A 13007-nucleotide genomic window follows, 5' to 3' on the forward strand; every position below is an offset into this window, starting at 1 on the left:
TGTCCCGCACCACTTGCGGCACACTCTGGCCCTCATCCACCACCATCCGGGCCACCCGAAGCTTGTACTCCGGATCAAAATTCCTGCGTCCCATATCGTCTCCTCGATCAGATCCCAATCATTCCACCGATCGAGGTGTCCACGAAAATTAGACCAGCACAGAAGGCGTAGCGAGTTTCAGCGCCGCCGGCCCGAGGGCCCTGGAGCAAGGTTCCCGGGCGGAATCCGGGTGCCCTTCTTTGGGTACTTTCTTGGGCAAGCAAGAAAGTACCTCGCGGCGCGCTCGCGAGTGAGCGCACGGCAGTATGCGGACCGAAGGCACGTAAACCCCGGATGCCGAACCAGGCCCAGCCTCAACGGCGCTGGCAACTGACCACAGGCGGGGTTGCATAGTAAGGCACTGGTGCGGAAACCGGCCGGGAGGCGGAGGCTAGTAGAAACGGCCGAGGGCGCCGCGAACCTGCACCTCGGTCTCCGGCGTCAGGTGCGCGCCCAGCTCCAGCGGATGATCCGGCAACAGCAGCACCACCGACGAGCCGAGGTTGAAGCGCCCCATCTCGGCCCCGCGCTCGAGCGTGATCTCGCGATCCGGGTATTCGCTGCAGCTGTAGGGCTGTCCGGCCGGTGGCGTCACCTCGCCCGCCCATACCGTCTCGATCGAGCCGACGTTCTGGGCCCCGATCAGGGCGACGGCCATCGGCCCGAAATGCGTGTCGAAGCAGGCCACCACGCGCTCGTTGCGGGCATACAGGCGCGGGACATGGCGCACGATGCGCGGCGCGACCGAGAACAGCCGGCCGGGCACATGCAGCATGTGGGTCAGCGTGCCGGTCAACGGCATGTGCAGCCGGTGGTAATGCCGCGGCGACAGATAGAGCGTTACGAAATGGCCATGGCGAAACGGTTCGGCAAGGTCTTCCTCCCCGCCCAGAAGCTCCCGCACCGTATAGTGGTGGTCCTTGGCCTGAAAGATCTGGCCGGCCTCGATGCGCCCGGCCGCGCTGACCCGCGAGTCGGCGGGGCTCACGACCGTGTTGTCGTCACCCGCCAGGGGGCGGGCGTCCTCGCGCAGCGCCCGTGTGAACAGGGCATTGAAGCTGGGGTAGGCCCCGATGTCGGGCTCCGCCGCCTCGTCCATGTTCAGCCCGTACTGGCGCACGAACCAGCGCAGCAGTGGCTGAACGCGCGGGCTCTCGATGCGGGCCAGGCGGTGCACCACCCGCGACAGCGCATGCTGCGGCAGCAGGTGGGAAGCTCGGGCCAGCCAGGGGTCTAGGGCACTCATTGGAATACTCGGTTCGGGCGCACGGGACGAAAGCGAGCCGGTATGATGACGGCCCCCACGCCAATGGGAAAGGCCCAAATGGAATCCACCACAGGACTGCGCACGCTGCGCGACTTCATCCGCTTTGGCGCGAGCCAGTTTCGCGCGGCCGGGCTGAGCTTCGGCCACGGGACGGACAACGCCTTCGACGAGGCCGCCTGGCTGGTGCTGCATACGCTGCATCTGCCGCTGGATCTGCCCGAGAGCTGGTGGTCGTCGAACCTGAGCGAGGCCGAACGCACGCGGGTGATTGCGGTGCTGCGCACGCGCATCGAGACCCGCAAGCCAGCGGCCTATCTGACCGGCGAGGCCTGGTTTGCCGGGCTGCCTTTCTTTGTCGACGAACACGTGCTGGTGCCGCGCTCGCCCCTGGCGGAGCTGATCGCGGTCGGTTTCGAACCGTGGATCGAGGCCGATTCGGTGGAGCGGGTGCTGGATCTGTGCACGGGCGGCGGCTGCATCGGTATCGCCACGGCGCTGGCCCTGCCGCAGGCACAGGTCGATCTGAGCGATGTCTCCGAACCGGCGCTGGCCGTCGCAGCGCGCAACATCGAGCGCCATGGCGTCGGTGACCGCGTGCAGGTGCGGCACTCCGATGTCTTCGATGCGCTGGGGGCGGAGGATCGCTACGACCTGATCGTGAGCAATCCGCCCTATGTTGATGCCCGCGACATGGCCGAGCTGCCGCAAGAGTACCGCCACGAACCCGAATTGGGCCTGGCTGCGGGCGAGGACGGGCTCGACATCGTGCGCCGCATCCTGGCCGAAGCGCGCCGCCATCTGACCGAGGACGGCGCGCTGATCGTCGAGGTCGGCAACAGCCAGCCCGCGGTGGAGGAGGCCTTTCCGGATCTGCCGCTGATCTGGCTGGAGTTCGAATCCGGTGGCCACGGGGTCTTCCTCGCGTATGCCCGGGATCTTCCGTAGTCTTCGCGGGCTGGGAATGAACAGAAACGAAGGAAACACGGCAATGATTCGAGTGGCAGTGGCGGGCGCCGCCGGGCGCATGGGGCAGAACCTGGTGCAGGCCGTCGAGGATCACCCCGGAGGCACGCTGGGGGCGGCGAGCGAACGACCGGGCAGCGAGCGTCTCGGTACCTCCGTGGGGTCGGCGGCCTCGGTCCAGCTGGTCGAGGACCTGGCGACCGTGGCCGATGACTTCGATGTCCTGATCGACTTCACCAGCCCTGAGGCGACCATGCAGCACCTGGAGCTGTGCCGCGCGCACGGCAAGGCGCTGGTGATCGGTACCACGGGCCTGGATGCCGCGCAGGAGCAGCGGCTGCGAGACGCGGCCGGGGCGATGCGCATCGTCTATGCGCCGAACATGAGCGTCGGGGTGAACCTGACCTTCAAGCTGGTCGAGCTGGCCGCCCGCGCACTGGGCGACAGCGTGGATGTCGAGATCCTCGATGCGCACCACCGGCACAAGGTGGATGCCCCCTCGGGCACGGCCCTGAAGCTCGGCCGGGTGGTGGCCGAGGTCCTGGGGCGCGATCTGGAGCACGACGCCGTCTATGGCCGTGAGGGCAAGACCGGGGCGCGTGACCGGCGCACCATCGGGTTTGCGACCGTGCGTGCCGGCGACATCGTGGGCGAACACACCGCGCTGTTCGCCGGCGAGGGGGAACGCATCGAGATCACCCACAAGGCCTCCAACCGCGGGATTTTCGCCTCGGGGGCGGTGCGTGCGGCGGTATGGCTGGCTGGTGCCGAACACGGCCTGTACGACATGCAGGACGTACTGGGGCTGCGGGAGCTCTAAGATCCAGCTGCTTTAGGGAGACGCTGATTTAATCGCACGTCCGCGTTGGTGCCCCCTGTTTTCCGAGACAAGGCGCGTCGCGCAGCGGGTAGTGGTTCTACCCGCCCGTTTTTGATGAATGCGGGGCGCAACGAAGGATCGGGGAACAGGGGGCACCAACCCCACAAGCCATTGAACGCAGGGGCTCGGCCGCTTTTGCGCGCGCACAGCGTTGCGGCTCCTTTGTGCAGAATGACTGCACGGCAGTCACCGCGCCTTGTTCGCACGCAAAAGCGACTCGAGCGCGGACGTGCGATTAAGTCAGCGTCTCCCTAGCTACGCGGCTTGAAGCCGGGCGGGTGGCGCGCGATCCAGACGACGAAGTCCTGCACGACCGGCTCGGCGAGCAGTGCCTCCGCGGTGTTCAGGCGCTCGGCCAGGGTCTGCTCGTCAAAGTGCTTGTGGATGTGGTCGTGGCAGGGGCGGCAGACCCAGAGGATTCGCTGTTCGCGCTCGCTGCGACTGAACAGGCGCCGGATGCGCTTGCGGCGGTGCTGCTTGCGCGGGATCAGGTGATGCCGCGTCAGGTCGTCCATCGACCGGCCGCACAGCCCGCAGGCCGGTGGCGGGCCGGGCACCCCGGGCGTCATGGCTTCGTCCTGGCTCACGGCATGTCGTGCGCGCCCCCGGCGGGAGGCGATGTGCGGCCACCCATGCGGCAGCGCGGGGGCGGCTCGGTGATCGCGTAGGCCGGATCGCCCAGGTCCATAATGCAGGGCGCGCCCTCGGGATCGACAATCCGCTGCAGCATGCCGCCGAGGGCGTCGAGGCTGTCGCGCCGGGGGAGTTCGCCGACCTGGCGCGAGGTGATGGGCTCCCAGTCGCCGTTGCGCTCCTCCGCGATCTCGAAGCCGAACGGGAAGAAGCCGGGGACCCCGAGGCGGATGTCGGTGACCACGAGCCGGTCGGGGCCCTCGTCATGCGCGGTGCGATGAAAGCGCAGGAAGTCGCCGGAGAACCACTGCAGGCGCTGCCCGTCTTCCAGCGCCAGCGCGGCCTCGCGCAGTTCCGGGTCACCGCGCTCGAAGCGTTCGAAGTCGGGTCGGATCGGGTCGTCGAAGATGCCGACCCAGGCATCCAGGAACTCGTCGCCGTTGATCACGGTGACACGCCACAGCAGCAGGTTGAACGGGGTCGGCTGGACCATTCGCGGTTGCTCTTCCAGCTCCATCGCCGCCAGCACGGGCTGGATGCGGTGGTCGATCCAGGCCTTCAATGCCAGGCCGGAGCCGGCATAGACGGTCGAGAGTACGAGCCCGGCGACCAGCAGGCGCGGGGCGAAGCGGTAGAACAGCGCGCCGATCGCCGCGACCAGCAGCGGCAGGGTGTAGAACGGGTCGATCACGAAGATCGAGCCCGTGGACAGGGGGCCGACTGGCAATGGCCAGAGTACCTGGGTGCCGTAGGTGGTCAGCAGGTCGTTCAGCGAGTGGGTGGCCCAGATCAGGAAGAAGAACAGCCACCAGCGGCCAAAGCCGATTTCCCGCGTTGCCGGGACCTTGGCGAGCAGCCCCGCGACGCCGGTGGCCACCAGCAACTGCACCAGCCAGGAGTGCGTAAAGCCCCGGTGGTGGATGAACTCCGATACCGCGTCCCCGTAAGCTATGAACGCGTCCAGGTCGGGCAGCAGCGCGACACCGGCCCCCAGTACCACGGCCTTGCGCCCCAGGCGGGAGCCGAGGGTGAGGCCGCCGATCACGGCGCCGAGACTGGCGTGGGTAATGGGGTCCATGCGCGATAATTCCTTTGTTTAAGGCCCGTGAATTACGAGCCTGCGACCGGGTCACGGGGCGCGAGTTCGGGCGATCAAACCAGAGCGGTGGACATGACTCAAGCCACAGCGGCGAAAGACTGGCATTTCTGGGTGGACCGGGGCGGGACGTTCACCGACCTGGTCGCACGTGATCCGGCGGGGCGCCTGCACACCCGCAAACTGCTGTCGGAGAACCCGGAGGCCTACCGCGATGCGGCCGTGCAGGGGATTCGCGATCTGCTGGAGCTCCCGGCCGAAGCACCCATTCCGGAGGGCGTGGTACACGAGGTGCGTATGGGCACGACCGTGGCCACCAACGCCCTGCTCGAGCGCAAGGGGGAGCCCACACTCCTGGTGATCACCGAGGGGCTGGAGGATGCGCTGGCGATCGGCCATCAGGCGCGCCCCGAGCTGTTCGCCCGCGAGATCCACCTGCCGTCCCCGGTCTACGCACGGGTGGAGCCGGTGCACGAACGGGTGAATGCGGCCGGCGAGGTCCTCATCCCGGTCGATCTGGACGCGCTGAGGCCGCGGCTGCAGGCGGCGCTGGCGGACGGCATCCGGTGTGTGGCCATCGTCTGCCTGCATGGCTATCGCTATCCGGCGCACGAGCAGGCGATCGCCTCGCTGGCGCGCGAACTGGGGTTCGCCGAGGTCGCGACCAGCCACGCGACCAGCCCGCTGATCAAGCTGGTCCCGCGCGGCGAAACCACGGTGGTCGACGCCTATCTCTCGCCGGTGTTGCGCCGTTATGTCGAACAGGTGGCGGGTGAGCTGGGCCGTGTACCCCTGCGGTTCATGCAGTCGCATGGCGGGCTGGTGGACGCGGCCCGGTTTCGCGGGCGCGACGCGATCCTGTCGGGGCCGGCCGGGGGGATCGTCGGGGCACTCAAGACCGCCGGTCCGCTCGGCTTCGAACGCCTGATCACCTTCGACATGGGGGGCACCTCTACCGATGTCGCGCATCTGGCGGGGGCGCTGGAGCGCCGCCAGGAGAGCGAGGTGGCCGGTGCGCGGCTGCGTGTGCCCATGCTCGATATCCATACGGTCGCGGCCGGGGGCGGATCGATCTGCCGCTTCGATGGCATCCGTCTGCGCGTGGGACCGGAGTCCGCCGGCGCCCAGCCCGGACCTGCCTGCTACGGCCAGGGCGGGCCGCTGACCGTGACCGACTGCAACCTGCTGCTGGGGCGGCTGCGCCCGGAGTACTTCCCGGCGGTGTTCGGGCCGGATCGCGACCGGCCACTGGATGCGGAGCCGGTGCGCCGACAGTTCGCGGAGCTGGCCGCCGCGGTGGCGGCCGCGACCGGGGAACCCGCGACCCCGGAGAGTCTGGCCGAGGGGGCGCTGCAGATCGCGGTGGAGCATATGGCCCAGGCGATCAAGACCATATCGGTGCAGCGCGGGCATGACGTCTCGCGTTATGCGCTGGTCTGTTTCGGGGGCGCCGGGGGGCAGCACGCCTGCCGCGTGGCGGAGCAGCTGGGCATGCGGCATATCCTGTTTCATCCGCTCGGTGGCGTGCTGTCCGCCTACGGCATGGGGCTGGGCGAGTTGCGCGCCCTGCGCGAACGCAGCCTGGAGTGGCCGCTGGACGAGCCGCATGCCGGGGCGATCGAGTCCGCCCTGGCGGAACAGGTCGCGGCTGCCCGCGCCGCGCTGACGGATCAGGGCGTGGCAGCAGCGGACATGCGCATCGAGCGGCGGCTGCATCTGCGCCTGGCCGGTTCGGACACCGCGCTGGAGGTCCCGGCGGGCGAGCCCGCGGCGTTGATGGCGGCCTTTGCCGAGGCCTACCGCGCGCGCTACGGCTTTGCCCCGCCGGATCGTGAGCTGGTGGTGGCGATCGCGACGGCCGAGGCGATCGCCGCCCCGAGGGAGACCGCACCGGAGCGCATGGCGGCAGCGGCGGCCCAGGGGCCTGCGCCGGAGGCGGATACGGTCGCGATGGTCATCGACGGCGACCAACGCCATGTGCCGCTGTACCGGCGGGAATCCCTGCAGCCCGGCATGACCCTGGCCGGTCCGGCCATCGTGATCGAGCCGACCGCGACGCTGGTGCTGGAGCCCGGCTGGGCCGGGTGCATCGAGGCGGACGGGACCCTGCGGCTGGATCGCGAGCGGGGCAGCGCGCGGCGTCCGGGCGCGGCGGCAACAAGCCCCGAGGCCGTCCCGCGCGATCCGATCCTGCTGGAGGTGTTCAACAACCGCTTCATGGCGATCGCCGACCAGATGGGCTTCACCCTGCGCAACACCGCGCACTCGGTGAACATCAAGGAGCGCCTGGATTTCTCCTGTGCACTGTTCGACACCGAGGGCCGTCTGGTCGCCAATGCCCCGCACATGCCCGTTCATCTCGGCTCCATGGGGGCCAGCGTGCGCGCGGTGGTGGAGGCGTTCGCCGGCGACCTGCGCCCGGGCGATGCCTTCGTGCTGAACGACCCCTACAACGGCGGCACCCACCTGCCGGACATCACCGTGGTCACGCCGGTGTTCCTGGATGGGGGTGAACAGGTGACCGAAGACCCGTCTGCAGCGGCCGGTGCCCCCGCGTTCTTCGTCGCCTCGCGCGGGCATCACGCCGATGTCGGCGGCATTACCCCGGGCTCCATGCCCGCGTTCTCCACATGCCTTGAGGAGGAGGGCGTGCTGATCCCGCCCACCCGGCTGGTGCGCGACGGGGTATTCGACAGCGACCGCATGCGCGCGCTGCTGGGCGAGGGGCCGTGGCCGACGCGCAACCCCGATCAGAACCTCGCCGATCTCGAGGCCCAGGTCGCGGCCAACCGCAAGGGACTGGAGGAGCTGGGCCGGCTCCTGGATGAGTACGGCGCGGCCATGGTGACAGCCTATATGGGCCACGTGCTGGACAACGCGGCCGAGGCGGTGGAACGGCTGATCCCGCAGCTCGAGGCCGGCACGTTCGCGTATGCGATGGACAACGGCGCCGAGGTGCGGGTACAGGTCGCCCCCGATCCCGCCGACCGGCGCCTGCGCATCGACTTCACCGGTACCAGCGCGGTACGCGGGGACAACTTCAACGCGCCGAGCTCCATCGTGCGCGCGGCGGTGCTGTATGTACTGCGTACCCTGCTGGAGGATGCGATCCCGCTGAACGATGGCTGCCTGACGCCGGTCGACCTGGTCATTCCGGAGGACGGCCTGCTGAACCCGGCGCCGCCCGCCGCGGTGGTGGCCGGCAATGTCGAGACCTCGCAGGTGGTCACCGATGCCCTGTTCGGGGCGCTGGGGGTGCAGGCGGCGGCCCAAGGCACGATGAACAACCTGACCTTCGGCAATGCCGACTACCAGTACTACGAGACGATCGCCGGCGGGGCCGGCGCGGGGCCGGGTTACGCCGGGGCCAGCGCGGTGCAGACCCACATGACCAACTCGCGGCTGACCGACCCCGAGGTGCTGGAGAGCCGCTTCCCGGTGCGGGTGGAGCGCTTCGCCTATCGGCGTGACTCCGGCGGGCACGGGCGTTATGCAGGCGGCGACGGGGTGATCCGCCGGCTCGGGTTCGACCAGGCGATGGAGGTCGTGCTGTTGTCCAACCGTCGCCGGGTGCCGCCGTTCGGGATCGCCGGTGGCGGGCCGGGTGCGCCGGGGGATGATGCGATCCTGCGCGCCGACGGCACGCGCGAACCGATGTCCGCCTGCGATCGCCGCCACGTAGAGCCAGGCGATGCAATCGAGATATGCACTCCCGGCGGCGGTGGGTACGGAGATCGTCGCAGCGACGCGTAGGCGTTGAATCGCGGGAACCGGGCACATTTCCCGGGGTCCATCTGGGACTCAGGGGGAGATGCGGCATGCAGCAGATGATGAAATGGGCGGAGCAGGGACGCGTGCCGGATATGCTGGTGCGTGCGGGGATCCGCCTGCTGCTGGCGGAGCGCCTGGCAGAGGTCTCCGGCACGGCCGAGGAGACCATGGAGCGGCGCTACGCCCTGATCGAATCCATGCGCGCTTCTCCCGTTGCCCTGTCCACCGATATTGCCAACGAGCAGCACTACGAGATCCCCACCGCTTACTTCGAGCATTGCCTGGGCCCGCGCCTCAAGTACTCCAGCGCCTGGTGGCCGGAGGGCGTCGACAGCCTCGATGCGGCCGAAGAGGCGATGCTGCACCTGACCTGCGAGCGCGCCGGGATTGCCGATGGCCAGCGGGTGCTGGAACTGGGCTGCGGCTGGGGGTCGCTGTCGCTGTGGATGGCCGAGCAGTACCCTGGCGCAGAGATTACGGCCGTCTCGAACTCCAATACCCAGCGGGCCTTTATCGAGGCCCGCCGCGATGACCTCGGGCTCGCCAATCTCGAGGTCCTGACCGCGGACATGAACACGTTCGCTCCGCCGGAGCCGGGCTTTGACCGGGCGGTCTCGATCGAGATGTTCGAGCACATGCGCAACTGGCCGGAACTGCTGCGGCGCATTGCCGGATGGCTCAATCCCGGCGGGCGCTTCTTCATGCATGTGTTCGCCCATCGCGAACACGCGTATGTGTTCGAGTCCGAGGGCGAGCACGACTGGATGGGGCGGTATTTCTTCCGCGACGGCCTGATGCCGTCGGACGACCTCGCGCGGCACTTCCAGGAGGACCTGCGTGTGATCCGCCAGTGGCGCGTCGGTGGGCAGCACTATGCCCGCACGCTCAATGGGTGGCTGGCCCGCCAGGATCGTGCCCGCGACACGCTGATGCCCCTGTTCGAGACGGCCTATGGCGCACAGCAGGCGGCACTCTGGTTCCAGCGCTGGCGGATCTTCTACATGGCCTGCGCGGAGCTGTTCGACTACGGCGGCGGCGACGAGTGGTTCGTCTCCCATGTGCTGTTCGAACGGCCGGGAGACTGATCGCGATGGAGACACTGATGGCGTTTCTCTGGGGGCTTCTGGCCAGCATGGGCCTGATGACCCTGGTCTGGGCGGGCAGCGTACGGCGCCACGACGCCAGCCTGGTCGACCGTTTCTGGGGGCTGGGCTTCGTGGTCGTGACGCTGGTCTGGTGGGGGCTTGCGGGCTGGCCGTCGCAGGGCCTCTGGATCGCGATCCCGGTGCTGGTGTGGGGTCTGCGGCTGTCGCTGTTCATTACCTGGCGCAACTGGGGTCACGGCGAGGACGGGCGCTATACCGACATGCGCGAGGGGCTGTCGGACCGGGCCTTCGCCGCGCGCAGCCTGGTCACGATCTTCTGGCTGCAGGGTGCGCTGGTGGCCGTAATCGGCCTGCCGATGCTGGCGGTGACGAATGCCGCAAGCATCTGGTGGCCGCTGGCGGCGCTGGGCGTGGCGGTCTGGGTGCTGGGCACGCTGTATGAATCGGTCGCGGACGCGCAGATGGCGCGCTTCCGGGGCGATCCTGCAAGGCGGGGCAAGGTCATGGACCAGGGTTTATGGCGCTACAGTCGGCACCCGAACTACTTCGGCGAGATCGTCGTCTGGGTGGGCTACGGCTTGCTCGCGCTGGCCGCCGGGGGCTGGTGGGCGGTGCCCTCGGCGATCCTGATGATCGTGCTGATCCTGCGTGTGTCGGGCGTCACGTTACTGGAAAAACGTCTGCATGCCTCGCGGCCGGGCTATGCGGACTATGCGCGGCGCACCAATACGCTGATCCCGGGTCCGCCACGATCTTAAGGAAACACCGATCCGTCGCCGATTTCGGTGGCACTCCCTTGCTGTGCTTTCCCCGTCCGCGCTATAAAGCGCGCATCTTTCCGGTCTTCCGACGCGCGTTGGAGGCCGAGTTTCCCGATCGCCGATCTCACAGCAGGGCCCTACGCACGCATGAGCGCTACGCCGAGTCCCGTCCAGACCATTGAACTGAAAGGGCGCATGATGCTGGTGTCGGTGCTGCGGGTGTTCCAGACCGACCCCCGGCAGCTTGGCGAGCAGCTGGTCGCGCACCGCGAACAGGCCCCGGACCTGATGCGCGACATGCCCATCGTGCTGGACCTCGAGCCGGTGGCCGAGGCGCCCGAGAGCGACCTGCAGGCGACCATCGAGCAGGTGCGCGCCGAGGGCTTCAAGCTGATCGGCCTGCATGCCGGCGAGGTCGCCGAGCGTCTGCAGAGCTATTCCGAGCTATTCGATGTGTTGCCCGTGCTGCAACTGGGTGGCCGCGGTGGCGCGCCCAGTGGCGAGGTGCCCCTGGATGAAGGCGAGCCCCCGGAGCCGGCGCCGAGCAAGAAGGGCAAGAAATCCGCGGACAGGTTGGCCGAGGCCGCCCCCGCGGTCCACAGCGCGACCCGCGTGGTGGATCGTCCTGTCCGTTCCGGGCAGCAGATCTACGCCCGCGGCGGCGACCTGCTGGTGACCGGGGCGGTGTCCGCCGGTGCTGAACTGCTCGCGGATGGCCACATCCATGTGCTGGGTCCTCTGCGCGGGCGGGCACTCGCCGGCGTGCGGGGCCTGGAGACGGCTCGGATCTTCTGCCGGCGACTGGATGCAGAGCTTTTGTCTATCGCGGGACATTACCGGGTGGCCGAGGATATCGCCGAGTCCGAGCGTGGCGAGAACCGGCTGGTGACACTCGCGGGCGAAAGCCTCAAGATCGCTGAAATCTGAGCGAGCGGCGTAGAGGGCGCTCGGTCCTGTATACGTCATCGCGCGACGACCAAGGAGAAGCAGCCACCATGGCACGCATCGTAGTGATTACCTCGGGCAAGGGCGGGGTCGGCAAGACCACCACCTCTGCCGCGATCGCCACCGGTCTGGCCCTGCGCGGCCACAAGACGGCCGTGATCGATTTTGACGTCGGCCTGCGCAACCTGGATCTGATCATGGGCTGCGAGCGCCGCGTGGTGTATGACTTTGTCAACGTGATCAATGGCGACGCCAACCTGAAACAGGCGCTGATCCGCGACAAGCGCGCAGACAACCTGTACATCCTCCCGGCCTCGCAGACGCGCGACAAGGACGCCCTGACGCAGGACGGTGTGGAGCGCGTGCTGAACGAGCTGTCCGAGGACTTCGAGTACATCATCTGCGACAGCCCGGCGGGGATCGAGCGGGGCGCGCTGATGGCGGCCTACTTTGCTGACGAGGCCATCGTGGTCACCAACCCCGAGGTCTCCTCGGTGCGCGACTCCGACCGCATCCTCGGCATCCTCGCCAGCAAGACCCGGCAGGTGGAACAGGGCGGCGAGCCGATCCAGGGGCGCCTGCTGCTGACCCGCTATGCCGCGGAGCGCGCCGCGCGCGGCGAGATGCTCAGTATCGAGGACGTGGGTGAGATCCTGGCCATCGACCTGCTGGGTGTGATCCCCGAGTCGCAGGCCGTGCTGAACGCCTCGAATGCCGGCCAGCCCGTGGTGCTGGACGAGGAATCCGACGCCGGTCAGGCCTACCAGGATGCAGTGGATCGCTTCCTGGGCGAGGAGCGCCCGCTTCGCTTTGTCGATGTACCGAAGAAGGGCTTCTTCGGACGCCTGTTCGGGGGCTGACCATGGGCATCTTCGACTACTTCCGCCAGCCGCGGCAGAAAAGCGCCAGTGTTGCCAAGGAACGCCTGCAGATCATCGTGGCGCGCGAACGTGCGGCCCGGGGCGGGCCGGATTATCTGCCCGCGATGCAGCAGGAACTGCTGCAGGTCATCCGCAAGTACGTGAAGGTCAACGACGACGCCGTGCAGATGAACGTCGACCGCGAGGGCGACTGCGAGGTGCTGGAGTTGAACATCACCCTGCCCGACGATCGGGGCTAGCATATGTTCAGCCCGTCTCTCGCTGTAGGAGCTCAGCCCCCTGAGCGATGGGGAGCCAGGCCCGGCCCCCATCGGCCAGAGGGCTGGCCTCCTACGGTGGGTTGCCCCGGCCCCATCGGCTTAACATCGGCATAAGGCACATGATCCGTCCATGAGAATCCTGGTCACCGGCAGCGCCGGTTTTATTGGCAGCGCCCTCTCCCTGCGCCTGCTGGAGCGGGGCGACGAGGTCATCGGCGTCGACAACCTCAACGACTACTACGATGTCTCGCTGAAAGAGGCACGCCTGGCGCGCACGCAGGACCACCCGAGCTATACCGAGGTCCGCGAGGACATCGCCGACCGCGCGGCGATGGAGCGGGTGTTTCGCGAGCATCGCCCGGAGCGGGTGGTCAACCTGGCGGCTCAGGCCGGGGTGCGCTACTC

At 68.3% G+C, this 13007-nt stretch carries 12 protein-coding genes; 9 read left to right on the forward strand and 3 right to left on the reverse strand.

Going from position 1 to position 13007, the window contains the following annotated elements; genetic code table 11:
* Nucleotides 1-430: 430 nt before the first annotated feature.
* Nucleotides 431-1285, reverse strand: coding sequence for an archaetidylserine decarboxylase (asd, locus tag F791_RS0112975; RefSeq protein ID WP_018994049.1), 855 nt, complete (start codon nt 1283-1285; stop codon nt 431-433).
* 78 nt (nt 1286-1363) lie between these two features.
* Here asd and prmB point away from each other — a divergent pair, with 78 nt between their 5' ends.
* Together prmB and dapB are read left to right on the forward strand one after the other, a co-directional pair.
* Nucleotides 1364-2251, forward strand: coding sequence for a 50S ribosomal protein L3 N(5)-glutamine methyltransferase (prmB, locus tag F791_RS0112980; protein ID WP_019592742.1), 888 nt, complete (start codon nt 1364-1366; stop codon nt 2249-2251).
* A gap of 43 nt (nt 2252-2294) precedes the next feature.
* Complete coding sequence (gene dapB / locus F791_RS0112985; RefSeq protein ID WP_019592743.1) at nt 2295-3089, forward strand: 4-hydroxy-tetrahydrodipicolinate reductase; 795 nt, start codon at nt 2295-2297, stop codon at nt 3087-3089.
* A gap of 311 nt (nt 3090-3400) precedes the next feature.
* Here dapB and F791_RS0112990 read toward each other — a convergent pair whose 3' ends face one another.
* Both F791_RS0112990 and F791_RS0112995 read right to left on the reverse strand, forming a co-directional pair.
* On the reverse strand, nt 3401-3718 hold the full coding sequence (locus F791_RS0112990; protein ID WP_018175493.1) for a hypothetical protein: 318 nt from the start codon (nt 3716-3718) through the stop codon (nt 3401-3403).
* Between the two features lie 14 nt (nt 3719-3732).
* The gene (locus F791_RS0112995; protein WP_018994046.1) at nt 3733-4860 is read right to left on the reverse strand and encodes a metal-dependent hydrolase; all 1128 of its coding nucleotides are present in this window, start codon (nt 4858-4860) and stop codon (nt 3733-3735) included.
* Between the two features lie 93 nt (nt 4861-4953).
* Between F791_RS0112995 and F791_RS0113000 the strand changes: the two genes are divergently transcribed.
* From F791_RS0113000 to F791_RS13270, 7 genes are all read left to right on the forward strand, one after another.
* Nucleotides 4954-8631: a hydantoinase B/oxoprolinase family protein gene (locus F791_RS0113000; protein WP_026333043.1), complete on the forward strand. Its 3678-nt coding sequence runs from the start codon at nt 4954-4956 to the stop codon at nt 8629-8631.
* Between the two features lie 65 nt (nt 8632-8696).
* On the forward strand, nt 8697-9734 hold the full coding sequence (locus F791_RS0113005) for a cyclopropane-fatty-acyl-phospholipid synthase family protein (protein ID WP_019592745.1): 1038 nt from the start codon (nt 8697-8699) through the stop codon (nt 9732-9734).
* 5 nt (nt 9735-9739) lie between these two features.
* Nucleotides 9740-10513, forward strand: coding sequence for a DUF1295 domain-containing protein (locus tag F791_RS0113010; RefSeq protein ID WP_019592746.1), 774 nt, complete (start codon nt 9740-9742; stop codon nt 10511-10513).
* A gap of 150 nt (nt 10514-10663) precedes the next feature.
* Nucleotides 10664-11443, forward strand: coding sequence for a septum site-determining protein MinC (minC, locus tag F791_RS0113015; protein WP_051074786.1), 780 nt, complete (start codon nt 10664-10666; stop codon nt 11441-11443).
* A gap of 68 nt (nt 11444-11511) precedes the next feature.
* Nucleotides 11512-12321 (forward strand): septum site-determining protein MinD, encoded by an 810-nt coding sequence (minD, locus tag F791_RS0113020; RefSeq protein ID WP_018994043.1) that lies wholly within the window; start codon nt 11512-11514, stop codon nt 12319-12321.
* 2 nt (nt 12322-12323) lie between these two features.
* Nucleotides 12324-12581: a cell division topological specificity factor MinE gene (gene minE, locus F791_RS0113025; protein ID WP_018137595.1), complete on the forward strand. Its 258-nt coding sequence runs from the start codon at nt 12324-12326 to the stop codon at nt 12579-12581.
* 151 nt (nt 12582-12732) lie between these two features.
* On the forward strand, nt 12733-13007 hold a 275-nt coding region (locus F791_RS13270; RefSeq protein ID WP_038057237.1), incomplete at its 3' end, for a GDP-mannose 4,6-dehydratase.

This window comes from Thioalkalivibrio sp. ALRh, assembly GCF_000381425.1.
Classification (GTDB): Bacteria; Pseudomonadota; Gammaproteobacteria; order Ectothiorhodospirales; family Ectothiorhodospiraceae; genus Thioalkalivibrio.

Coding starts and splice junctions, on each gene's coding strand:
- asd (WP_018994049.1), bottom strand. CDS start 1,285: ATGAGTGCCCTAGACCCCTGGCTGGCCCGAGCTTCCCACCTGCTGCCG.
- prmB (WP_019592742.1), top strand. CDS start 1,364: ATGGAATCCACCACAGGACTGCGCACGCTGCGCGACTTCATCCGCTTT.
- dapB (WP_019592743.1), top strand. CDS start 2,295: ATGATTCGAGTGGCAGTGGCGGGCGCCGCCGGGCGCATGGGGCAGAAC.
- F791_RS0112990 (WP_018175493.1), bottom strand. CDS start 3,718: ATGACGCCCGGGGTGCCCGGCCCGCCACCGGCCTGCGGGCTGTGCGGC.
- F791_RS0112995 (WP_018994046.1), bottom strand. CDS start 4,860: ATGGACCCCATTACCCACGCCAGTCTCGGCGCCGTGATCGGCGGCCTC.
- F791_RS0113000 (WP_026333043.1), top strand. CDS start 4,954: ATGACTCAAGCCACAGCGGCGAAAGACTGGCATTTCTGGGTGGACCGG.
- F791_RS0113005 (WP_019592745.1), top strand. CDS start 8,697: ATGCAGCAGATGATGAAATGGGCGGAGCAGGGACGCGTGCCGGATATG.
- F791_RS0113010 (WP_019592746.1), top strand. CDS start 9,740: ATGGAGACACTGATGGCGTTTCTCTGGGGGCTTCTGGCCAGCATGGGC.
- minC (WP_051074786.1), top strand. CDS start 10,664: ATGAGCGCTACGCCGAGTCCCGTCCAGACCATTGAACTGAAAGGGCGC.
- minD (WP_018994043.1), top strand. CDS start 11,512: ATGGCACGCATCGTAGTGATTACCTCGGGCAAGGGCGGGGTCGGCAAG.
- minE (WP_018137595.1), top strand. CDS start 12,324: ATGGGCATCTTCGACTACTTCCGCCAGCCGCGGCAGAAAAGCGCCAGT.